The sequence below is a fragment of the Ovoidimarina sediminis genome (assembly GCF_032586175.1).
In the GTDB taxonomy this organism is placed as follows: domain Bacteria; phylum Pseudomonadota; class Alphaproteobacteria; order Rhodobacterales; family Rhodobacteraceae; genus Ovoidimarina; species Ovoidimarina sediminis.
Genome location: NZ_JAWHTE010000004.1, coordinates 38,679 through 60,443, shown reverse-complemented (window position 1 = coordinate 60,443; position 21,765 = coordinate 38,679). Strand labels below are relative to the sequence as shown.

At 64.4% G+C, this 21,765-nt stretch carries 22 protein-coding genes; 9 read left to right on the top strand and 13 right to left on the bottom strand.

The window, feature by feature from the left end; translation table 11 throughout:
- Window positions 1-46 precede the first annotated feature (46 nt).
- The 9 genes from kdsB to RXV90_RS06425 form a co-directional block, all read right to left on the bottom strand.
- Window positions 47-820 (bottom strand): 3-deoxy-manno-octulosonate cytidylyltransferase, encoded by a 774-nt coding sequence (gene kdsB / locus RXV90_RS06465; protein WP_316647669.1) that lies wholly within the window; start codon window positions 818-820, stop codon window positions 47-49.
- Window positions 817-1,782: a KpsF/GutQ family sugar-phosphate isomerase gene (locus RXV90_RS06460; RefSeq protein WP_316647668.1), complete on the bottom strand. Its 966-nt coding sequence runs from the start codon at window positions 1,780-1,782 to the stop codon at window positions 817-819. Before RXV90_RS06460 ends, kdsB begins: the two co-directional genes overlap by 4 nt.
- Window positions 1,783-1,824: 42 nt before the next feature.
- The gene (locus RXV90_RS06455; protein WP_316647667.1) at window positions 1,825-2,754 is read right to left on the bottom strand and encodes a metal ABC transporter permease; all 930 of its coding nucleotides are present in this window, start codon (window positions 2,752-2,754) and stop codon (window positions 1,825-1,827) included.
- Window positions 2,751-3,956 carry a metal ABC transporter permease gene (locus tag RXV90_RS06450; protein ID WP_316647923.1) on the bottom strand — a complete coding sequence of 402 codons (1,206 nt, stop codon included), beginning with the start codon at window positions 3,954-3,956 and terminating at the stop codon, window positions 2,751-2,753. The genes RXV90_RS06455 and RXV90_RS06450 overlap by 4 nt, the downstream gene beginning before the upstream one ends.
- Window positions 3,957-3,960: 4 nt before the next feature.
- Complete coding sequence (aztA, locus tag RXV90_RS06445; RefSeq protein ID WP_316647666.1) at window positions 3,961-4,767, bottom strand: zinc ABC transporter ATP-binding protein AztA; 807 nt, start codon at window positions 4,765-4,767, stop codon at window positions 3,961-3,963.
- Window positions 4,768-4,778: 11 nt separating this feature from the next.
- On the bottom strand, window positions 4,779-5,741 hold the full coding sequence (locus tag RXV90_RS06440) for a metal ABC transporter solute-binding protein, Zn/Mn family (protein ID WP_316647665.1): 963 nt from the start codon (window positions 5,739-5,741) through the stop codon (window positions 4,779-4,781).
- Window positions 5,742-5,827: 86 nt separating this feature from the next.
- Window positions 5,828-7,687, bottom strand: coding sequence for a 4-alpha-glucanotransferase (malQ, locus tag RXV90_RS06435; protein WP_316647664.1), 1,860 nt, complete (start codon window positions 7,685-7,687; stop codon window positions 5,828-5,830).
- Between the two features lie 137 nt (window positions 7,688-7,824).
- Window positions 7,825-8,076 (bottom strand): DUF6455 family protein, encoded by a 252-nt coding sequence (locus RXV90_RS06430; RefSeq protein WP_316647663.1) that lies wholly within the window; start codon window positions 8,074-8,076, stop codon window positions 7,825-7,827.
- An 87-nt stretch (window positions 8,077-8,163) separates the two neighbouring features.
- The gene (locus tag RXV90_RS06425; protein WP_316647662.1) at window positions 8,164-8,868 is read right to left on the bottom strand and encodes a M48 family metallopeptidase; all 705 of its coding nucleotides are present in this window, start codon (window positions 8,866-8,868) and stop codon (window positions 8,164-8,166) included.
- Between the two features lie 104 nt (window positions 8,869-8,972).
- Here RXV90_RS06425 and RXV90_RS06420 point away from each other — a divergent pair, with 104 nt between their 5' ends.
- The 4 genes from RXV90_RS06420 to RXV90_RS06405 all read left to right on the top strand — a co-directional run bounded on the left by RXV90_RS06420 (window position 8,973) and on the right by RXV90_RS06405 (window position 11,031).
- Entirely contained in the window at window positions 8,973-9,347 is a 375-nt protein-coding gene (locus tag RXV90_RS06420) for a thiol-disulfide oxidoreductase DCC family protein (protein ID WP_316647661.1), read from the top strand.
- Window positions 9,348-9,415: 68 nt separating this feature from the next.
- Window positions 9,416-9,673 (top strand): hypothetical protein, encoded by a 258-nt coding sequence (locus RXV90_RS06415; protein ID WP_316647660.1) that lies wholly within the window; start codon window positions 9,416-9,418, stop codon window positions 9,671-9,673.
- 63 nt (window positions 9,674-9,736) lie between these two features.
- Entirely contained in the window at window positions 9,737-10,315 is a 579-nt protein-coding gene (locus RXV90_RS06410) for a nitroreductase family protein (RefSeq protein ID WP_316647659.1), read from the top strand.
- The gene (locus RXV90_RS06405) at window positions 10,312-11,031 is read left to right on the top strand and encodes an EI24 domain-containing protein (RefSeq protein WP_316647657.1); all 720 of its coding nucleotides are present in this window, start codon (window positions 10,312-10,314) and stop codon (window positions 11,029-11,031) included. The genes RXV90_RS06410 and RXV90_RS06405 overlap by 4 nt, the downstream gene beginning before the upstream one ends.
- Here the strand turns inward: RXV90_RS06405 and RXV90_RS06400 are convergent.
- Together RXV90_RS06400 and mce are read right to left on the bottom strand one after the other, a co-directional pair.
- Window positions 10,967-11,257 (bottom strand): DUF1467 family protein, encoded by a 291-nt coding sequence (locus RXV90_RS06400; RefSeq protein ID WP_316647655.1) that lies wholly within the window; start codon window positions 11,255-11,257, stop codon window positions 10,967-10,969. The genes RXV90_RS06405 and RXV90_RS06400 overlap by 65 nt on opposite strands.
- Entirely contained in the window at window positions 11,254-11,658 is a 405-nt protein-coding gene (gene mce / locus RXV90_RS06395; protein WP_316647654.1) for a methylmalonyl-CoA epimerase, read from the bottom strand. The genes RXV90_RS06400 and mce overlap by 4 nt, the downstream gene beginning before the upstream one ends.
- Window positions 11,659-11,813: 155 nt before the next feature.
- Between mce and RXV90_RS06390 the strand changes: the two genes are divergently transcribed.
- Window positions 11,814-12,530: a response regulator gene (locus tag RXV90_RS06390; RefSeq protein WP_316647653.1), complete on the top strand. Its 717-nt coding sequence runs from the start codon at window positions 11,814-11,816 to the stop codon at window positions 12,528-12,530.
- 14 nt (window positions 12,531-12,544) lie between these two features.
- On the opposite strand, the gene RXV90_RS06385 is transcribed toward RXV90_RS06390, so the two are convergent.
- A complete protein-coding gene (locus RXV90_RS06385) occupies window positions 12,545-13,246 on the bottom strand; it encodes a GNAT family N-acetyltransferase (RefSeq protein ID WP_316647922.1) in 702 nt (233 codons plus the stop codon).
- 76 nt (window positions 13,247-13,322) lie between these two features.
- Here RXV90_RS06385 and RXV90_RS06380 point away from each other — a divergent pair, with 76 nt between their 5' ends.
- Window positions 13,323-13,799, top strand: a complete 477-nt coding sequence (locus RXV90_RS06380) for a hemerythrin domain-containing protein (RefSeq protein ID WP_316647652.1) — start codon at window positions 13,323-13,325, stop codon at window positions 13,797-13,799.
- Window positions 13,800-13,811: 12 nt separating this feature from the next.
- Here RXV90_RS06380 and aspS read toward each other — a convergent pair whose 3' ends face one another.
- Complete coding sequence (gene aspS, locus RXV90_RS06375; protein WP_316647651.1) at window positions 13,812-15,590, bottom strand: aspartate--tRNA ligase; 1,779 nt, start codon at window positions 15,588-15,590, stop codon at window positions 13,812-13,814.
- A 236-nt stretch (window positions 15,591-15,826) separates the two neighbouring features.
- Between aspS and RXV90_RS06370 the strand changes: the two genes are divergently transcribed.
- The 3 genes from RXV90_RS06370 to carB all read left to right on the top strand — a co-directional run bounded on the left by RXV90_RS06370 (window position 15,827) and on the right by carB (window position 21,762).
- Window positions 15,827-17,059: a class I SAM-dependent methyltransferase gene (locus RXV90_RS06370; protein ID WP_458646486.1), complete on the top strand. Its 1,233-nt coding sequence runs from the start codon at window positions 15,827-15,829 to the stop codon at window positions 17,057-17,059.
- Window positions 17,060-17,148: 89 nt separating this feature from the next.
- Complete coding sequence (locus tag RXV90_RS06365; protein ID WP_316647649.1) at window positions 17,149-18,420, top strand: glycosyltransferase family 87 protein; 1,272 nt, start codon at window positions 17,149-17,151, stop codon at window positions 18,418-18,420.
- A 63-nt stretch (window positions 18,421-18,483) separates the two neighbouring features.
- Entirely contained in the window at window positions 18,484-21,762 is a 3,279-nt protein-coding gene (gene carB, locus RXV90_RS06360) for a carbamoyl-phosphate synthase large subunit (protein ID WP_316647648.1), read from the top strand.
- Window positions 21,763-21,765 lie beyond the last annotated feature (3 nt).

Here is a 21,765-nt window from a genome sequence, read left to right as displayed (position 1 = left end):
GCGCCTGACGGGCGCCGCCAACCCCTTCCCCCATCCCGGGGCGCCGTCAGAGCACGCTTTCGATGCGCTCGATATCGACGGGGTTGTTCAACTCCCAGAAGGCGCGCCCTCGTGCGTCGACCTCGACGCAAAGAATATCCTCGCCGTTTTCCAGAAAGCGCAGTTGTTCGAGCCCTTCCAGGGTTTCGAGCGGCCCCTGGTCCCATCCCATATAGCGGTCGAGCGCATCGGGCCGGTAAGCGTAGACACCGACATGGTGAAGGACAGGGGGCTCGGACATTTCGGGGTCGGGGAGGAAGGGTAGAAGTTCCTTCGAGAAGTAGAGCGCCGTGCCGTCATGGCGACAGACCGCCGTAGTCGCGCCGACGCGACCATTCCTGCGATCTTCGCGGAAGCGCCCGTAAGCCTCGGCATCGGTTTTCAGAACCGGGGTCGCGACACCCACGTCGCGCCGATCGGCAAGGGCGGCAATCAGATCTTCCATGAACCAGTGCGGGGTCAGCGGCGCATCGCCCTGCAGGTTCACGACGATGTCGGGTCTGAGATCGAGCCGCGCCATGGCATCCGCGCAGCGCTCTGTCCCGTTCCGGCAGGTTTCGGAGGTCATGACCACCTCGCCGCCGAAATCGCGCACGTGATCGGCGATCCGATCGTCATCCGTGGCGACGAGAACGCGGTCGACGCCTGAGACGCTCATCCCCGTTTCCCAGGTGCGGCGGATCAGGGTTTTCTCGCCATCGGCGCCCTTCAGGATCGCGAGCGGTTTGCCCGGATAGCGGGTAGACGCGTAGCGCGCTGGGATCAGGATCACGACGCTCATACGACAACCCCGGCGCGCAGACAGTCGTGGATATGGAGGAAACCGGCGAAGCGGCCATCTTCCTCGCGCACGACGCAGCTTGTGATACCCTTGCCGGTTTTCGTCATGAACTTCACCGCGTCGGAGGCGCGCATATCTGGCGTGACGGCCGCCGGGTTCGGGGTGGCGATGTCGCCCGCGCGGGCGGAAAACAGGCGCTCGGCGTTTCGGCGCATGTCGCCATCGGTAATGATGCCCGTCACCTCTTCACCATCGCGCACGAGGGCGACGCCGAGGGCCTTTTCCGCCATGACCGCCACGGTTTCGGACATCGCCGCGTCGGGAGACACGAAGGGGAGTTCGGCACCCGTGTGCATCAGGTCCCGGACAGTCAGAAGCATGGCGCCAAGCTTGCCCCCGGGGTGATAGCGGCGGAAATCCTCTGCCGCCGTGCCGAGCAGATGAGTGACGCCAACCGCGAGCGCGTCGCCGATGGCGAGCGAAAGGGTTGTCGATGTTGTGGGGGCGAGGCCATTGGGACAGACCTCTGCCACCTTGCCGTAGGCGATGGTGACGCGGGCCGCGCGGCTGAGCGTCGAGCTTTCCGACCCAGTCAGCGCGATGATCGGGTTGCCGTATTCCGATGCGAAGTGAAGAAGATCCGAAAGTTCGGTGGTTTCGCCCGAGTTCGAGAGGATGAGCAGCACGCTGTCGCGGGCGACGAGGCCCAGATCGCCGTGCGAGGCCTCGGCAGGGTGCAGGAAGATCGCGGCCTTGCCGATTGACCGGAAGGTGGAGGCGAGCTTGCCCGCGATATGTCCCGATTTGCCGATGCCCGCCACGATAAGCGGCCCGGTGGACGCATGGATCAGTCGCACGGCCTCGGCCAAGGTCGCACCACCACGGCCCGCATAGGCGGAGATGGCGGCGGCCTCGTCCTTCAGGGCCGTGACGCAGGCATCGGCAAGTTCGGTGTCATTCATGGATCGCTCTTTACGCCGCGTTTTCGGGCAAGGCCAGAGCGCTCAGCCTACCGCCGGGGCCCCGACGCGCTTGCGGCAAGGGCCGACGAGGGCGGTTATTGCGAGGATCGCACCGGAGACAGCGGCGATCATGCCGGCCGCGCTGACCGCATCGGATCCGCCGAGCCAAAGCGGCCCGTAGCCGGCGAGGACGTAGCCCAGAATCGCGGAAAGGGCGGCGAAGAGAACGGACCACGCGACCTGGTGGCCAAGCCGGTTCGTGACGAGCCGGGCGGCGGCGGGCGGACAGATGAACATGGCGATCACGATGATCGATCCAACCGCGTCAAAGGCCGCAACGGCGGCTATCGCGGAGGCGATCACGAGGCCAATGCCGAGGGCGTTCGTGCGCAGCCCGAGAGTTGCCGCGAACCCTTCGTCGAAGGTGGCGATCGCGAGGGGGCGCCAGAAAACGAAGAGGAACACGGCCATGGCGAGCGCCGCGGCGGCGACGCGAAAGAGTTCGGGCGGGAGCGCCGCAAGGGCCGAGGGATCAACCAGCGAGCCCCAGCCCGTCGCATCCAGCCAGATGAGCGATTCGAGATTGCCGTAAAGCGCATGTTCGACATCGAGGTGGACCGAGGAGGTATCGCTTTGCTCGATCAGGAGGACACCCGCGGCAAACATCGCAGTAAAGACAACGCCCATGGCTGCGCCCGGCTCGATCCGGCCGACGCGGCGGATCGCCTCGATCAGGACAACCGAGACGATCGCCGCCCCGGCCGCCCCCGCCATCATGGTGCCTGACGTGACGCTGCCCGTCAGAAGGAAGGCCACGACGATGCCTGGCAAGACAACGTGGCTGATCGCATCGCCGATCAGCGCCTGTCGGCGAAGCAACAGAAAATTGCCCGGCAAGGCGCAAGCGATGGCCGCGAGGATGCCGATCAGGAGAGGTGTGAGCGACAGGGGAACGAATTCGGCACCGCTCATGTCGCGGCCTCCTTGGGACCGCCGAGGAGCGTATCGACCTCGGCGATCTGATCGGCGGTCAGCACCGTTTCGATCTCGCGCAGCCCGTCGTAGAGGGCCGCCGTGCCCGCGAAGGCATCGTGCCGGCGGACGACGCCCCAGCGCGCCTCGTCCCGGAGCGCCTTCGCCGCGCGCGCGCGACCCGCGTCGGTGGCAACGCCGTCGGCATGGGCGAGGCCCGCCCGCGTCAAGAGCCTGAGTGTCAGCGGTTCGTAGACCGGCTGGCCTTGGGCGATTGCGAGAAGGCCCTGGCGCAGGTGCACCCTGCGTTGGAAGGCGAGGTAGCGGACGAGCGAGGACAGGACGCCCCGCCCCGGTGCGCAAAGCATCGACAGGATGAAGATCGCGAAGGCCGTAAGCACGATGATCGGGCCCGTGGGAAGATCGGGGGCAGTGGCCGAGATTGCCGTGCCGACCCAGCCCGACAGCCCGCCGATCGCGCCCGAGATGAGGGCGACGGTGCCTGCCCTGTCGCTCCAGAACCGGGCGGTGACAGGCGGGATGATCAAAAGGGCGATGATCAGGATCAGTCCAACGATCTTCAGCCCCACGACGGTGACGGCAAGGACGAGCCCCATGATCGCAAGGTCGATGCGGGTGGTGTTCATCCCGGCGCCTGCGGCGAATTCGGGATCGAAGGCCACGATCGTCATCGGCCGGCGAAGAAGGAGGACAAGCGCAAGGACCGCCGCGCCGCCCAAGGCGATGAGCACCGCTTCGCCGAAGAGCATGCCCGCGGTGGAGCCGAGGAGGAAACCCTCAAGCCCGGCCTGTCGGCCGCTCGACATCGTCTGGATGACCGTCAGAAGAACGACGCCCGCGCCGAAGAATACCGACAGCACGGAGCCGATAGCGGCATCCTCGCCGAGGCGCGTGTGCCGCGTGAGCCAAGAAACCGCGAGCAACCCCAGACCTGCGGAAACCGCCGAGCCCAGCAAAAGCCCGGCGAGGTTGCGTCCGTCGAGCCCGATCGTGACCATCAGAATGAAGGCGAGCCCGACGCCCGGAAGCGTCGCGTGGCTGATCGCGTCAGAGACAAGCGCGCGCTTTCTCAGAAACAGAAACGTGCCCGTCACACCGGCTGCGACGCCGAGGAGGGCGGCCCCTATCGTAACGAGCGTCGCGTTGTAGCCGAGCCCGAGGGTCAGCGCCTCGAAGAGCATGGGATCAACCCGCGCCCGCGACAGGCGCACCCGGCCCCGCCATGGCGAGACGGCCGCCATAGGTGGCGTGGAGCGCCTCTTCAGTGAAAACCGTGTCAACGGGACCTTCGGCTATCTTGCGGACGTTGATCATCAGAACACGGTCGAAATATTCAGGCACCGTCGACAGATCGTGATGGACGGCGACAACCGTGCGGCCTTCGGCACGAAGCGCCTTCAGCACCGAGATGATCGCTTTTTCGGTGGCCGCATCGACGCCCGCGAAGGGCTCGTCGAGGAGGTAGAGATCGGCATCCTGCGCCAATGCGCGGGCGAGGAAGACACGCTGCTGCTGGCCGCCCGAAAGCTGGCCGATCTGGCGGTCGGCGAAATCTGCCATTCCGACCCTTTCGAGGCACTCGGCCGCGCGAGCGCGATCGGCTTTACTCACCCGGCGCAGGAGGCCGAGTTCGCGGTAAAGCCCCATCAGGACGACATCGATCACGCGGGTCGGGAAATCCCAGTCCACACTTGCGCGCTGCGGGACGTAGGCGACGCGGCTGCGCGCGCGCGACAGGGGCCGCCCGAAGACCGAGACCTGCCCGGCAAGTGGGCGCACGATGCCGAGTGCCGCCTTCAGGAGTGTCGACTTGCCTGCGCCGTTCGGCCCGACAATCGCCGTCATGGAGCCCTTCGGAACGGTTACGTCCACCGAGAACACCGCCGGCGAGCGCCCGTAGGACACGGTCAGCCCGCGGATCCGGAGTGCTGGCGTTTCGCCCGTCTCATCGAGCGGCTGGCCTTCCTTCCTGACGAGTTCGAGTGTGGACATCCGCGCGATCCTCAGAAGCCCGCCGACAGGCGGCCATCCATGCCACGCTCGGCAACGACGCCGCCCAGCGCACCGGCGATAGTGGTCACGTTGTGATCGATCATGCCGATCCACGTGCCTTCGTAGGAGCCGTCGGCGCCCATGGCATCGGAATAGAGCTCTCCGCCCACCTTCACTGAATGGCCGCGCGATGCGGCCCCTTCGATCAGGGCACGTATGTTGCGGTCGGAAACAGAGCTTTCGACGAAAACGGCACCGATTTTGCGCTCGACGAGAAGATCGACAAGTTCGGCGATGCGGTTCAGTCCCGCCTCGCTTTCGGTGGAAATGCCCTGGATCCCCAGCACCTCGAACCCGTAGGCCTCGCCGAAATAGCGGAAAGCGTCATGGGCGGTCACGAGGACGCGGGAGGCCTCGGGCACGGTCGCGAGCGCGTCTTCCGAATATGTTCCAAGGCGCTGGAGTTCAGCAAGATGTGCCTCGGTATTGGCGGCGAAGGCCTCGCCATGCTCAGGCGCGATCCCGGTCAGGGCGTCGCGCACGGCGATGACGACATGGGTCCAGAGGTCGGGATCCATCCAGACATGGGGGTCGAAGCGTCCCTCGTAATCCTCGTGCGCCAGAAGATCGGCTTCAGGCACTGCCTCGCCCACCGCGATTACCGGGCGTTTTCCGTCGAGATCATGAAAGAAATCCTCCATCTGCGCTTCCAGATAGAGGCCATGCCAGAGCACGATGTCGGCACGCGTCATGGCGACGATATCGGTACGGGTCTGGCGGTAGGCATGTGGATCGACACCCGGCCCCATCAGAGCGCGCACATCGACAAGATCGCCACCCACGGCGCGGGCGGTGTCGGCGATCATGCCGGTCGTGGCGACGACGGAGATGCGTTCTTCCGCCCAGGCAGGGACGGACACCGTCGCGAGGGCTGCGACTGCGAAGGCAAGAACGTGGCGACGGACGAACCGCATCGGAGACTCCATTGAGGTTACCTGCAAATGAATATGCGATCCATTTGCAAAAAGTCAATGCAGTTGCGAATTATTTGCAAGAAAGCTCAGCGGCTGGCGGCCTGCATGATCCGGGCGGCACGGGCGAGGCGCGGATCGGCCGCGAGGTTTTGGGCCGCGACGGGAAGAGTGCGGCGCCAGTTCGGGTATTCGTCCACGGTTCCCGGAAGGTTGGGCTGATCGGCGACTTCAAGGATGTCCTCGAGCTGAAGCGCGACGAGCCGGGCGGAGGAGGCCGCGATGAAGCCGTGAAGCGCGTCGACCGTTGCCCCGCCCGTGCCGGAGAGGAGTTTTGCGACGTCGCGTGCACGCGACGAATGCGCCGTTTCCGCCGCATCAGGGGATAAGCCAGCGACCGCCACACGCGCGTCGATGTCGCGCCCGTCCTGCCAGCCCGACCAAGTGGGCAGATCGTGCGTCCCGAAGGAGGCGAGTGCCGCCTCGCGATAGGCCCCTGCCGCCGCACCTGGCATGAACTGCGCCACGTCGCAGCCGAGGATGCCGCTTTCGGCCAGATCATGCTGGAGCCCCTCGGGGATATTGCCGAGATCTTCGCCCACGATCACTGCCCCCACACGGTGTGCTTCAATGCGCAGGACAGCGAGCATCGCGTCTTTCGGCATGGTGACATAGGCACCCGGCGCCCCTGTATCAGGCACCCAGAAGGCGCGTTCGAAGCCGAGGATGTGATCGACCCGGAGCATCCCGGCATAGCGCAGTTGGGCGCGGAGCGTCGCGGCGAGGGGCGCGAAACCGCTGGCGATCAGGGCACGCGGGTTGAAGGGGGCCACGTTCCATGTCTGCCCATCCTTCGAAAAGGCATCGGGCGGGGCGCCGAGGGATACGCCCTTGGCGAAGCCTTCGGGGTCGGACCAAGTTTCCGCCCCATGCGGATGGGTGCCAACGGCGAGATCGAGGTAGAGCCCGTGGGCCATACCCGCCTCGCGGGCGGCCTGGGCCGCGGCACTCAACTGTTCATGTGCGAGGAACTGCAGCCATGCGTGGAAGCGGACGGCATCTTGGTGGGCCGCCGCGAATGCGCGCACGTCGGGGCTGTCGGGGCTGCGGAGCGCGGCGGGCCAAGACGACCAGTGAGGCCCGTGGTGTTGAGCCAGCGCCTGATAGGTGGCGAAACGGGTAAGCCGCGCGCCCTCGCTTGCGAGGAAGGCGTCGAATTCCGGTGTGGAGCCCGAGGCTTCGAACTGGCGGCGGGCGGCGCCAAGGCGGGCAGGAAGCGCGGTGGCGTAATCGATCAGCGCACCGCCGGCCCCGGTTGCTGCGTCGCCCGGAATTGCGAGATGAGCGACTGAAAGGCGGCGGCGGTGGGACGGCGAATAGGGGCTGAACTGTGCCGGATCGCTTGGGAACCCGGCGTGGACGGGATTGATGCCCAGAAAGCCTGCACCATGAGCGGCGAGTGCACGCGCCGCCTCAGCGAGATCGGCATAATCCGCGAGTCCGCCACCCGGCCCGCGCAGCCCATAGAGCGGGGCGGTGACACCCCAGCCGCGCTTGGGCAGTGGCAGGCGCGCCGGGGCGGTGAGGATCCAGCACCGCGCCCCGTCGGCCACGAGGCTGTGGCGGCCGACCGGAAGGGGCGGCAAAGGCCCCCTGCCCCGGGTTTCGGTCCCGTCCTCAAGCGTTAGCGTCCACGTGCCACCGGTGCCGATCGTGCGGGACGTCCCGGGCACGGCCACGACGTAGGGCGGCAGGATCTGAGCCTCAGCCAGAGATCGGGCCGCGTCGACGGACGCGCGTATCTCTGCAGGGCTGCCCGTCGCATGGCCCATGGCCGCAAGCACCGCGCGCAGTGTCTCTGGCGAGGCGGCACGCCGCTCGCTCATCTGGCCGGTGTAGCTGAGCTGTACCCCTGACAGGCGGGCCAGCGCGCTGAGATCGTCGCTCATGTATGTCCTAACCCGACGGGGCGTCTTGCCATTCCGTCGAGGTTTAGAGCGCAACGAGGACGAGGAAAAGCGCCGCGCCCCGACGAAACTACGGGCGCGCCGCGCTTACGTGATCTTTGGAGGTCGCCCCTTCCCGCTCAGCGCTGCGAGTCGAGGACGGATTTGTTGCGGCAGTAATCCGGCGCAGCCTCGGCCGTTCCTCCCGAAGCGTCGAGAAACGCCGCACAGTCTCCTGCATTCTGGCAACCGACGCAGGCAAAGACCCGCGAGCGGTAGCTTTCGGGCGACAGGCGGCCCGACATGATTTCCGTTTCCAGATCAACCCCGAGCGTGTCGGCCATACGGGTCATCAGGCGGATATGCTTGTCAAAATAGTGTGTCGAGAACATGGGCACGGCCCTTTGTCGCTTGCAAGGATGGGTCATCCTCGCACGGGGCCGCGCCATGATTCTTTGATCGGAGTCAAATACGGCCGATCAGAGCCCTGCCGCCGTTCGCTTTACCGTGGCGATGCGATCCGCGTTGGGCGGATGGGTGCCTAGGAAGCGGTCGCCCGGGTCGGGAATGCGGGCGAAGAACTGCGCGCCGCGCACCGGATCATAGCCCGCACGCGCCGCGATGATCGTGCCGAGGGCATCGGCCTGAAGCTCGAACTCTTTCGAGAACCTGCGGGAGTTGATCGTGCCGCCCGCGCGCTGCGCGGTTTCAAGCGCTGCCCCTTCGAGGCCGATCAAAGCCCCCACGACGGTGCCGAGGAGCGCGCCTTCGACCGCACGCTGCTGCGATTGCGGGATGTGACCGCGAATGTGGTGGGCCGCCTCGTGGCCAAGGACGAAGGCAAGTTCATCGGCATTGCGGGCATCGTTGATGAGCGCAACGGTAAAGCCGATTACGGGGCGACCTTGCCTATCCAGCGTTTGGAAGGCGTTGGGCGGCAGGCCGGGTCGGTCGTCGACCACGATGCGAAAATTGCAATTCGTATTGCGGGTACGTTCGCGGCAGACCTGCACCGCCACCGGCCCCACCCGTTCCACCACCGAGGTGAAAGCCGCGCTGGCGCGAGTGGCCGAAACAGGTGGCGGGCTTGACGGCGCCGTGCCCGGGGCCGGGCCTGTCGGAACCGGTGTCACCACGCAGGCCGAGAGGAAAAAGACGGAGACCAGGGCAATCAAGCGGCGCATGTATCGGAATCCTTGGATGTTCTGTTCAGACAATAGCGGGCGCGACAATTGGTTCCAACGCCCCTCGCTCGACCTCGGCGGGGCGCCGCCCTAGCTCACCCATCATGAGTGATCATCTGACCGTGATATACAATGGCAGCTGCCCGATCTGCTCTCGCGAGGTGGCGCTTTACCGGTCGCGCGCCGAAGAGCAAGGGGCTGATCTGAACTTTGTCGACCTCAGTGTCGAGAACCCCGCGCGCTATGGCCTGACGCGGGACGATGCGGCGCGGCGGCTTTACGTGGCGCGGGGACCGGTTCTGATATCGGGGATCGATGCCTTCGCGCTGATCTGGGGGCGGCTCGACGGCTATCGCTGGCTGGCGGGCGTGGCGCAGGCACCAGGGCTCAGACCCGTGATGCGGTTTACCTATGACCGGATCGCAGCACCTGCCCTTTATCGCTGGCACAGGTCGCGGCGCATGCGGCAGGCGGGGTGACCGGGCCTTGCCCGTGCCCCGACGGCAGGCTAGGCCCAAGGGCAAACCAGACCCCGGAGCAGCAGCGCATGTTCACTATCGAGCACGATTTCGACGCAACTGTCATTACGCTCGTCGACGACCCCGCCACGCATCGGCAGGAAGATGTCATCGTCAATGCCTTCGAGGATTGCGTGACGATTGAACAGTTCGAGCCTACGACGGACCGGTTGCAGCGCGTGACGCTTTCACCCGCACAACTGCGCGATCTTTCGGCAGCGCTGAACCTGCCCGAGGGCGTCTACCGTCTGCGTCCGAGGAAACCCAAGGATCCGTCAAAAGCCTAGCCGCGTTCTTGACGCCGGGCCGCGCGCGCCCGACATGGAACGAAAGATCGAAGTGAGACATCCATGCCCACACCGAACCCGGCCGCGCTGGAATTCCTGCAAACCCGCCGATCGCGCCCTGCGAAGACCCTGACAACCCCGGTTCCGGATCGCGCTGCCCTGATGCCGCTTCTGGAAGCCGCCGCGCGGACGCCGGATCACGGCAAGCTGGAGCCCTGGCGGTTCATCGTACTGGAGCGTCCTGCCCTTCTACGGCTCGCCGCCGCGACGGAAGCGCGGGGGGCCGATGCCGGGATCGAGCCGGAGCGGATCGCCAAGAGCGTGCTTCAGTTTTCCGATGCACATTTGGCGGTTGCCGTGATTTCATCGCCGAAACCGAGCGAGAAAATTCCTGAAATTGAACAGCTTCTGTCCTCCGGCGCCGTCTGCCTTGCACTACTGAATGCCGCGCTGGCGGCTGGTTGGGGGGCGAACTGGCTGACGGGCTGGATGGCCCATGATCCTGTGTTCCGACGCGAGGCGCTTGGCCTTTCGGAAGGCGAAACGGTTTCGGGCTTCATCCATATCGGGACGGAACGGGCCGCGCCACCCGAGCGGCCGCGGCCCGACCTGGGCGCCATCACGACATGGGTTACGGAATGATCTTTGCCTCCGTCTCGCGTGCGCTGTCGCAGTTGTCTGATCCCCGGTTTCGCCGCGTCCTGGCGCTTGGCGTCGGTCTGACCGTCGTGCTTCTGGTCGTGGTTTATGCCGTGTTTCTGTGGATTCTGAACTGGCTGTTGCCGGAAAGCGTTTCCCTTCCCTGGATCGGCGAGATCACCTGGATCAACGATCTTCTGTCAGGGGCATCTCTTCTTCTGATGCTGGTTCTGTCCGTCTTCCTGATGGTGCCTGTGGCCTCGGCCTTCACCTCGCTTTTCCTCGACGATGTGGCCGACGCGGTGGAAGCGGCGTATTATCCCGACCTGACGCCAGCCCCCAGGATTGGCTTTCTTCAAGGGCTGAAAGACAGCCTCGGCTTCATGGGGGTGATCGTTGCGGTGAACCTCGCAGCACTGATCCTCTACCTGATCTTCGCCCCCATGGCGCCGCTGATCTTTATCGCCGTGAACGGATATCTTCTCGGGCGGGAATACTTTCAGCTGATCGCACTGCGCCGCCTCGGCCCGGAGGGCGCGCGGCGGGCGCGGAAGCGTAACGCGGGGACAATCTGGCTGGCGGGTGCACTTATGGCCGCGCCGCTGACGGTGCCGCTTCTAAACCTGCTGGTGCCGGTGGTCGGGGCAGCGACCTTTACCCACCTGTACCACCGGCTGGAGAGCGCATCCGGTCGAAGAAATCCAGATCCCGCACGCTGATCAGCCCGGAAAACAGCACAGCCGCGATCACGACCCAGATCAGGGCCGAGATCCACGAGGCGCGGATCACCGTCTTTCGAACATTGAAATTCGCCGGGGCGCCCGCATGGGTACCTGGCTCGATCTCGCCGCGATCGCCCTGAGTTTCAAGCCCCACAGGGATCAGGATGAACAGCACAAGAAACCAGATCACGGCATAAAGGACGAGGCCTGAGACGATACTCATACTTGTTCAAGCTCCACCAGAGTGCCGGTGAAATCCTTGGGATGGAGGAAGAGAACCGGCTTGCCATGGGCACCGATCTTTGGGTTGCCGTCACCCAGCACACGCGCGCCCGAAGTAAGGAGCCTGTCGCGGGCGGCGAGGATATCCTCGACCTCGTAACAGACGTGATGGATGCCACCCGAGGGGTTCTTGTCGAGAAAACCCTGTATGGGCGAGTTCTCGCCCAGTGGATAGAGAAGCTCGATCTTGGTGTTCGGCAGAGTGATGAAGACGACCGTCACGCCGTGGTCGGGCTCATCCTGCGGCTGGCCGACCTCGGCACCCAGCGTATCGCGATACTGCGCAGCCGCGGCTTCGAGATCAGGCACAGCGATTGCCACGTGATTAAGCCGTCCGATCATTGCGCAAACCTCCGTCTCTGAGCATCCCCGCGGGTTATGGGCGCGCGGGCCGGGATGGACAAGGGACAGCGCGCCGCAGTGCAGCGGCGGGTGGATTAACCGTTGGTTAGGCGAGAATCGGGCACGGTGTACAAAGGCGGCTATGGGGGCTTGATATGCCGGATCTCAACGAACCGTTCTTCTTTCGACAGAAACCGACGCCGGACCGACCTCTGCAGGGGCAGACCGTGCTGATTGTGGAGGACAGCCGCTATGCGTCGGAGGCGCTTCGGCTGCTTTGCCTGAAATCGGGCGCCCGGGTGCGCCGGGCCGACAGCCTGGCAAGCGCCACACGTCATCTGGCGAGCTACCGCCCAAGCGTGGCGATCGTCGATATGGGCCTGCCGGACGGCTCCGGCGCGGACCTTATCAGCGAGATCGCGGCGACCGATCCGCCGATCCCCGTCATACTCGCGATCTCCGGGGACGATACGGTGCAGGAGGAAGCATTGGCGGCGGGGGCGCAGGGCCTGCTCGTGAAACCCCTGTCAAAGCTGGCGAGCTTTCAGGAGGCAATTCTAAGCCGCCTGCCTCCCGACATGCGGCCCCCCGGGCCAAGGGCCGTATCCGAGACCGAGGTGGCACCCGATACGCTTGCCTTTCAGGATGACCTGACGCTGGTTGCGGAAGCGCTGGATCGGGGACCGGCGCAGGATGAACTCGTCTATCTGGCGCAGTTTCTCGGCAGTGTGGCGCGCACTTCTGGCGATGCCCGCCTCGATGCTGCGGCGGACGAGCTTGCACAGCTTGCGAGTATGAAGGATCCGCAGGGTGGCATTGGACGTGTTTCGGAGCTTGTGCGCGACAGCCTGGGTGTCAGGGCGGCGATCTGACCCGCCCGCGCCCTTCAGAGAGTGGGATCGCGGGCAGCCAGGATCGGTGCCGTTAGCTGCGAGAGGCTCTGCCGCTGGTGGCCGTCGGCATCGAAATTCTCCGGAGAGAGCCACGCCTCGAATGCCGCTTCGAGCGCTGGCCATTCCCCGTCGATCGCCGCGAACCAAGCGGTATCGCGGTTTCGGCCCTTGATCACGGCAGCCTGGCGGAAGACCCCCTCGAAACTGAAACCCAGCCGCTCCGCCGCGCGGCGGGAGCCGAAGTTCGACGCGTTGCACTTCCATTCGTAACGCCGGTAGCCCGCCCCAAAGGCCCAGCGCATCATCAGGTACATTGCCTCGGTGGCTGCGATAGTGCGCTGAAGGGGGGCGGCGAAGTTGATATGACCGACTTCGATTGAGCCCGCCTCTGGCGCGATGCGGAGATAGCTTGCGACACCTTGAGCCTGTCCGATCGACCGCGGGCGGATTGCGAAGAAGAGCGGATCCTCCGAGGCTGCAGCCCAGTCGAGCCAAGCACCATATTCCGCCTCGGTCGTGAATGGGCCGTAGGGCAGATACACCCAGATTCGGTCATCCTGGCGGTTGGCCTCGTGAAGCTGTGATAGGTGCGCGCGGGAGAGAGGTTCGAGCGTCACATGACGGCCTTCCAGCACAGTGCGGGTCGGGCGCGGCGGCGGCGTCCACCCCGGCACGGCCGCGTTCGGATCATGCATCATGCCAACCTCCCAAGACCGCAGGAACCCCGCCGCGCCTCGCGCGTTTCCCAAGCCCCTGTAAAAGGAGCGATACATGCCCTCGATCTACGATGCCATCAAATCCGACCACGACGAACACCGCAGCCTTCTGGAGAAGATTTCCGAAACGGAAGGCGACAGCACGGCGCGCCGGGATGCCTGGAAGACGTTTTACTACGAAGTGAAAAGCCACGCGGCGGCTGAAGAAGAGACCTTCTATTCGAAACTGATCTCGAAGACATGGGGCCAGGATGCGGCGCGTCACTCGGTGCACGAACATCAGCAGCTTGACGATCTGATGGAGGAGCTGAACGAGGCCGATATGGCATCGCCCGGCTGGCTTCAGAAGTTCAAGACGCTCCGCCACGAATACGAACACCACATGGATGAGGAGGAAGACGAGGTTTTCACCCGCGCGCAGGAAGTGATTGCTGCAGAGGAAATCGATGGGTTTGGAAAGCGCTTCCTCGACCGGAAGGCCGAGGAACGCAAGCTCGCGGACGAAAAGGTGGAGGACAGCCTAGAGGATTGAGCGGGCCCCGCACTATTCCTCCTTTGGCAGAACCCGGAGCCCGAGTTCCATCAGCTGCTCCGCCGTCGGTTCAGAGGGAGCGCCCATCATCAGGTCTTCCGCGCGCTGGTTCATGGGGAACATGATAACCTCGCGGATGTTCACTTCGTCCGCGAGGAGCATCACCATCCGGTCGATGCCAAGCGCGCAGCCGCCGTGGGGCGGCGCGCCGTATTTGAAGGCGTTGACCATGCCGCCGAAGCGCTTTTCGACCTCTTCGGGGCCGTAGCCCGCGAGCCCGAAAGCCTTGTACATCACATCGAGCTTGTGGTTCCGGATCGCCCCCGAGACGAGTTCGTACCCGTTGCAAGCAAGGTCATACTGGAAGCCAAGGACATCGAGCGGGTTGCCGTCGAGCGCGTCGAGCCCGCCCTGAGGCATCGAAAAAGGGTTGTGCGAGAAGTCGATCTTCCCCGTCTCCTCGTCGGCCTCGTACATGGGGAAATCGACGATCCAGGCGAACGCGAAGCGGTCTTTCTCGGTGAGGTTCAGGTCTTCGCCGATCACTGTGCGGGCGCGGCCGGCTACGGCTTCAAACGATGCCGGCTTACCGCCGAGGAAGAACGCGGCGTCGCCCACGTCCAGGCCAAGCTGCTGGCGGATCGCCTCGGTGCGCTCGGGGCCGATGTTCTTCGCAAGGGGGCCAGCGGCCTCCATCCCGTCATCGCCCTCGCGCCAGAAGATGTAGCCCATGCCGGGCAGACCCTCTTTCTGGGCGTAGGCGTTCATGCGATCGCAGAATTTGCGCGAGCCGCCGCCGGGGGCCGGGATCGCCCGGATTTCGGTGCCCTCCTGCTCGAGGAGCTTGGCGAAGATTGCAAAGCCCGAGCCGCGGAAATGCTCGGAAACCACCTGCATTTCGATCGGGTTGCGAAGGTCGGGCTTGTCGGTGCCGTATTTCAGCATCGCTTCGGCATAGGGAATGCGCGGCCAGACGTCATCGACCTTGCGGCCCCCACCGAAGGTTTCGAAGGCCCCTTTCAGCACCGGCTCCATCGCGGCGAAGACATCGTCCTGGGTGACGAAGCTCATTTCGACATCGAGCTGGTAGAAATCGGTGGGCGAGCGGTCGGCGCGCGGATCTTCGTCGCGGAAGCAGGGCGCGATCTGGAAATAGCGGTCGAAGCCGGCGACCATGATCAGCTGCTTGAACTGCTGCGGGGCCTGAGGGAGCGCGTAGAACTTGCCCGGGTGAAGGCGGGAGGGCACGAGGAAATCGCGCGCGCCCTCCGGGCTCGACGCCGTGATGACGGGCGTCTGAAATTCGGTGAAGCCGCTGTCCCACATGCGGTCGCGCAGGTCGCGGATCACTCGCGAACGGAGCATGATGTTCTCGTGCAGACCTTCGCGGCGGAGATCGAGGAAGCGGTACCGAAGGCGCGTCTCTTCGGGATAATCCTGATCGCCGAAGACCATCAGGGGCAGTTCCTCGGCCCGGCCCAGCACCTCGAGGTCGCGGATGAAGACCTCGACCTCACCAGTCGGGATCTTCGGATTCACCAGTTCGGGGTCGCGCGCCTTGACCGTGCCGTCGATACGGATGCACCACTCCGATCGCACCTTCTCGACCTCGGAGAATACAGGGCTGTCGGGGTCCGCCAATACCTGAGTCACGCCATAGTGATCGCGCAGGTCGATGAAGAGCACCCCGCCGTGATCGCGGACCCGGTGAACCCAGCCCGACAGGCGCACGGTGTCGCCCACGTGCGATGCGTTGAGGTCGGCGCAGGTGTGGCTGCGAAAAGCGTGCATTTTCTCATATCCCGGTGCGGCTGGACGATCGGCGCCGATACATACGCCTCAGACCGGGAAGTCAAGGGAGGGCACTACCCTGCGGTGTCCCGCCGACGACACGTCGCGGAGAAGGCGAAACCTTTACAGACGCGTGGTATTTTTGCCAGAATGTCGCAGTTCGCGCGTGATCCCGGCGAACGGAAGAGGAAGAAAACGCCAAATTCGATGCCGGGGGGCATCAATGGGGGTGAGACATGTGGATCGCAACGCTGCATAGCATGCTGTCGGCGCTATTCCGGCTCGGCACGCTGAACGTTAACTTTCCTGACGGATCGCATCGGACTTATGGGGATGGCACGGGAGCCCCTGTGACAGTCACCCTGCACGACACGGATATCGTACGCGGCCTGATCATGAACCCCGAGCTCGCCGCGGGCGAGGGGTACATGAACGAGACCCTGACCATCGAGAATGACGATCTTCGGAGTTTCATGGCGCTTGCCGTGCGGAACGTGTTCCACAGCGGCCCCGTCTGGTGGCAGCATCCGGCGGAATCCGTCCGTAAGGCCCTTCGCTGGTGGCGGCAGTTTAACCCGGCGAAGCGCGCGCGCTCGAACGTGGCGCACCATTACGATCTGTCCGCTGAACTTTACGGGCTGTTCCTCGACACCGACAAACAGTATTCCTGTGCCTATTTCGCCGATCCGGCCATGTCGCTTGAAGCAGCGCAGGTGGCGAAGAAGGCGCATATCGCCGGAAAGCTGATGCTTGAGCCGGGGATGCGGGTGCTCGACATCGGTTGCGGCTGGGGCGGAATGGGCCTCACACTCGCGCGCGAGTACGGCGCGAAGGTCGTGGGCGTTACGCTGAGCGAGGAACAGCATAAGATCGCAACGGCGCGAGCGAAGGCGGAAGGGCTCGACGACAAGGTTGATTTCCGCCTCATCGATTACCGTCATGTGAACGAAACCTTCGACAGGATCGTTTCAGTCGGAATGTTCGAACACGTGGGCGTGCCGCATTACCGGGAGTATTTCCGGCATGTTTCCGACAAGCTCGCCCCCGAAGGCGTGGCCCTTATTCACACCATCGGTCGCACTGCGCCGCCCGGCTTCACCAGCCCCTGGATCGAGAAGTACATCTTCCCCGGCGGCTATGTGCCGTCGCTATCGGAGATGATGGCCGCGGTGGAGCATGAAGGGCTTTACCAGACCGATATCGAGATCTGGCGGCTGCACTACGCGGAGACTCTGAAGCACTGGTACGAGCGGTTCGAGGCGAACGAGGCCAAGGCGCGGAAGATCTATGACGAACGGTTCTGCCGGATGTGGCGCTATTACCTGGTGGCCTGCGAAATGACATTCCGGCATGGGCGGCAAGCGGTATTCCAGGTGCAGCTGGCCCATCGGCAGGAGGCGGTGCCGTTGACGCGGGATTACCTTTATCCGGCCAGCGGCAGCGACACGGTGCGCCACGCCGCCGAGTAGGGTTTCGTGAAAGCGTCGGGTCGCGTTCGTAAAATCGCCGCATTCCTTCGGCAACACTCTTCGCTATCGAAGCAGTGAAACGGTCGCAAATGACCCGTCAGACCCTCGGACTCATGGCCCTTATCTGTGCCTGCGCGGCGTTTTCGGCGGTGCGGTTCTGGGGTGTGAACTCGCCCGATCTGCTGGCCACATGGATGGCGGGGGTGAGTTTCGCCCGAGGCGATCATTCCGCAGTGTATCCCCAGCTAGGCGAGGTCTTCACGATGCGGCCGCCCGAGGCGTGGATAACCGAGTTGCGCAGCGATGGGTATGACGGTGCGATCTTTCCATTTATCTACCCGCCGCTTTGGGCCTGGGTCACCGGGCATTTTTCACGCCTGGCGGAGTACGAGAATTTCGTACGGGTGGCGACGGTCGTGAACCCCGTCCTCCTCGGGCTCACGCTTTGGCTTGCCGCACGCCTGGCCGCAGGGCGGTTGGGTGCGATGGCCTTCGTTGCCATAGGCGTCGTTCTGTTTGCCTCCACGACAATCGTTCTTGGAGCGCTGGAACAGAACCAGCCGCAGATCCTTGTCGCGTTCCTTACCGTTCTGGCGATAGAGCGTACGAGATCCGGCGCTGCGGTTACCGGAGGAGTGGCGCTGGCAATTGCCGCGTCGCTGAAGCTTTATCCCGCGCTCTTCGCGCTTTTCTGGCTCGCGCGCGGCGAACGTCGTGCCGCGGCTTCGTTTGCCCTCGCCGGCGCGGGCCTCGGCCTTCTGTCGATCGCAGTTGCAGGCTGGCCGCTTCACGCGGAATTTCTTGCGCAGATTCGAACGATCTCGAACACCGTTCTCGTCACAGTATTCAGCCACTCGGCAGATCCGGTTCTGGGGCAGTTCGTCTTCCCCGCGAACCTCACCCCGGTCGAGAGCCTGGCGTCGGGTGCGCCGGGCGGCTGGCTTGTGATGGCGAAGCCGCCCGTCTGGGCCGCGCTCAACACGGCCGCGATTCTCGTGGCACTCGCCGGACTCGCCGCCCTTGCCCGCAGCCGTTTTGGCGCCGATCCCCTGTTCTGGCCGCTTGCGATTACGGTGATCGCACTTCTGAGCCCTTTAAGCTGGGGCTATCACTACATCGCGGCAATCGCTTTCGTACCCGCGCTTATCGACAGGCTCGGTTCGGGACCGGGACTCGTCACCTGCCTGGTGCTTCTTGCGCCCACGAGTGTGCCGTATGTTTTCTCCGATCTGCCTGTACTGGCGTTCGACGCCTATGCGGGGCTTCTCGGCACCCTTGCAATGGCACTTTATGCGGCGCTTCTGCTGGCTATGATCACCGGGCGCCTGCCAGTTCGCCGGGAGGCCCTTGCACCTGCGTAGCCCCCCGCTATAACCCACGGCGATTTGCCCGGGCCGCACCGGGCAAGGAAGCCGGGGACAGCCATGCCGAAACGCACAGACATCCGCTCGATCATGATCATCGGCGCGGGGCCAATTGTTATCGGACAGGCCTGCGAGTTCGACTATTCCGGAGCGCAGGCGTGCAAGGCGCTGAAGGAGGAGGGCTATCGCGTCATCCTCGTCAATTCGAACCCTGCAACGATCATGACCGACCCGGGGCTGGCGGACGCCACCTATATCGAACCGATCACGCCCGAGATCGTGGCGAAGATCATCGAGAAGGAGCGCCCCGACGCGCTGTTGCCGACGATGGGCGGGCAGACCGGGCTGAACACCTCGCTTGCGCTTGAAGAGATGGGGGTGCTGGAGAAGTTCGGCGTCGAGATGATCGGGGCTAAGCGCGATGCGATCGAGATGGCCGAAGACCGGAAGCTCTTTCGCGAGGCGATGGACCGGATCGGGCTTGAAAACCCGCGCGCGACGATCGTGGCGGCGCCGAAGGACGGCACGGGTCGGTACGACATCGCGAAGGGTCTGGAAGGTGCGATGGACGCGCTTGAAGATATCGGGCTGCCCGCGATCATCCGGCCTGCGTTCACACTTGGCGGCACCGGGGGCGGTGTGGCCTATAACCGCGACGATTACTTCGAGATCTGCCGCCGCGGGCTGGAAGCTTCGCCGGTGGCACAGATCCTGATCGACGAAAGTCTTCTTGGGTGGAAGGAATTCGAGATGGAGGTCGTCCGCGACCGGGCGGACAACGCAATCATCGTGTGCTCCATCGAGAACGTGGACCCGATGGGCGTGCATACGGGCGATTCGATCACCGTGGCCCCGGCGCTGACGCTGACCGACAAGGAATACCAGATCATGCGGAATGGCAGCATCGCCGTTCTGCGCGAGATCGGGGTGGAGACCGGCGGGTCTAACGTGCAATGGGCGATCAACCCCGCCGACGGTCGTATGGTGGTGATCGAGATGAACCCGCGTGTGTCGCGGTCCTCGGCGCTGGCCTCCAAAGCCACCGGCTTCCCGATTGCGAAGATCGCGGCGAAGCTGGCGGTGGGCTATACGCTCGACGAGCTTGACAACGATATCACCAAGGTCACGCCGGCCTCCTTTGAGCCGACAATCGACTATGTGGTGACGAAGATTCCGCGCTTTGCCTTCGAAAAGTTTCCCGGCGCGAAACCGGAACTGACCACAGCGATGAAGTCAGTCGGCGAGGCGATGGCGATTGGCCGGACGTTCCACGAATCGATGCAGAAAGCGCTGGCCTCGATGGAAACGGGGCTCACCGGGCTCGACGAGATCGATATACCGGGCGCGCCCGACGTGGCCTCTATCACACGTGCCCTTTCGGAGCGGACGCCGGATCGCCTGAGAATAATCGCGCAGGCAATGCGCCACGGGCTTTCGGATGACGACATTGCAGTCGCCACGCAGTTCGACCCGTGGTTCCTTGCCCGGATCCGCGAGATCATCGACGAGGAGGCCGGGGTTCGGAAGGACGGCCTTCCAATGACCGAGGACGGGCTGAGGCGCCTCAAGATGCTGGGCTTCACCGATGCCCGGCTTGCCACGCTCTGTGGCCGCGACGAGGGACAGGTGCGGCGGGCCCGTGAGAACCTGGGCGTGCGCGCGGTCTTCAAGCGGATCGACACCTGCGCCGCCGAGTTCGAGGCGCAGACGCCCTACATGTACTCGACCTACGAGACCCCCGTTATGGGCGACGTTGAATGCGAGGCGCGGCCGACGGACAAGAAGAAGATCGTCATACTCGGTGGCGGCCCGAACCGGATCGGCCAGGGCATCGAATTCGACTACTGCTGTTGCCACGCCTGTTTCGCGCTGACGGATGCCGGCTTTGAGACCATCATGGTCAACTGCAATCCCGAGACGGTGTCGACGGATTACGATACTTCGGACCGGCTGTATTTCGAACCGCTGACCTTCGAACACGTAATGGAGATCCTGCGGGTCGAACAGGAAGCGGGGACGCTGCACGGGGTGATCGTGCAATTCGGGGGGCAGACTCCCCTGAAGCTTGCCAATGCGCTGGAAGAAGCGGGCATTCCGATCCTCGGCACTTCGCCCGACGCGATCGACCTCGCCGAGGACCGCGAGCGGTTCCAGGCGCTCGTGAACCAGCTTGGCCTCAAGCAGCCCAAGAACGCGATTGCGTCGACCGATGCAGCGGCGATGGCCGCGGCAGAGGAAATCGGCTTTCCGCTGGTGATCCGCCCTTCATATGTGCTGGGCGGCCGCGCCATGGAGATCGTGCGCGATATGGCCTCACTGGAACGCTATATCCGTGAGGCGGTAGTGGTGTCCGGCGACAGCCCCGTGCTGCTTGACAGCTATCTGTCCGGGGCGACCGAAGTTGACGTGGATGCGCTGGCCGATGGCGAAGCTGTGCATGTGGCCGGGATCATGCAGCATATCGAGGAGGCCGGCGTGCATTCGGGCGACAGCGCCTGTTCGTTGCCGCCCTATTCGTTGAGCGCCGAGGTGATCGAGGAACTGAAGCGCCAGACCGAGGCGCTGGCACGGGCCCTGAACGTCGTCGGCCTGATGAACGTGCAGTTCGCGGTGAAGGATGGGGAAATCTATCTGATCGAAGTGAACCCGAGGGCATCGCGCACCGTGCCCTTCGTGGCGAAGGCGGTGAATTCGCCCATCGCCTCGATCGCCGCCCGTCTGATGGCCGGAGAGGGCCTGGCTGCGTTCGAGCTCGTCGATCCCGCAATCGACGGGTTCGCGGTGAAAGAGGCGGTTCTGCCCTTCGCGCGGTTCCCCGGCGTCGATACGCTTCTGGGCCCCGAGATGCGCTCCACCGGCGAGGTGATGGGCTCGGATGCCAGCTTCCACCGCGCATTTCTGAAGGCGCAGCTCGGAGCAGGAACGATCCTGCCGGAGGCGGGAACGGTGTTCTTTTCGATCAAGGATGACGACAAGACACCGCAGCTTGTGGAGACAGCCAAGACACTGTCGGAACTGGGCCTCAAGATCCTGGCGACGCGGGGGACGGCGCAGTTCCTGACCGAGAACGGCATCGCCTCGGATGTGGTAAACAAGGCTTATGAGGGCGGGCGCACCATCGTCGACGTGATGAAGGACGGTCTCGTGCACCTTGTCATGAACACCACTGAAGGCGCGCAGGCGGTGGAAGATTCGCGATCCATGCGGAACGTCGCGCTGATGGACAAGATCCCCTATTTCACCACGGCAGCGGCGGCCCATGCGGCTGCGCTGGCGATGAAGGCCTCGCGAGAAGGCGAGATTGGGGTGCGCAGCCTGCAGGAAATGGCAACGGGCTAAGCT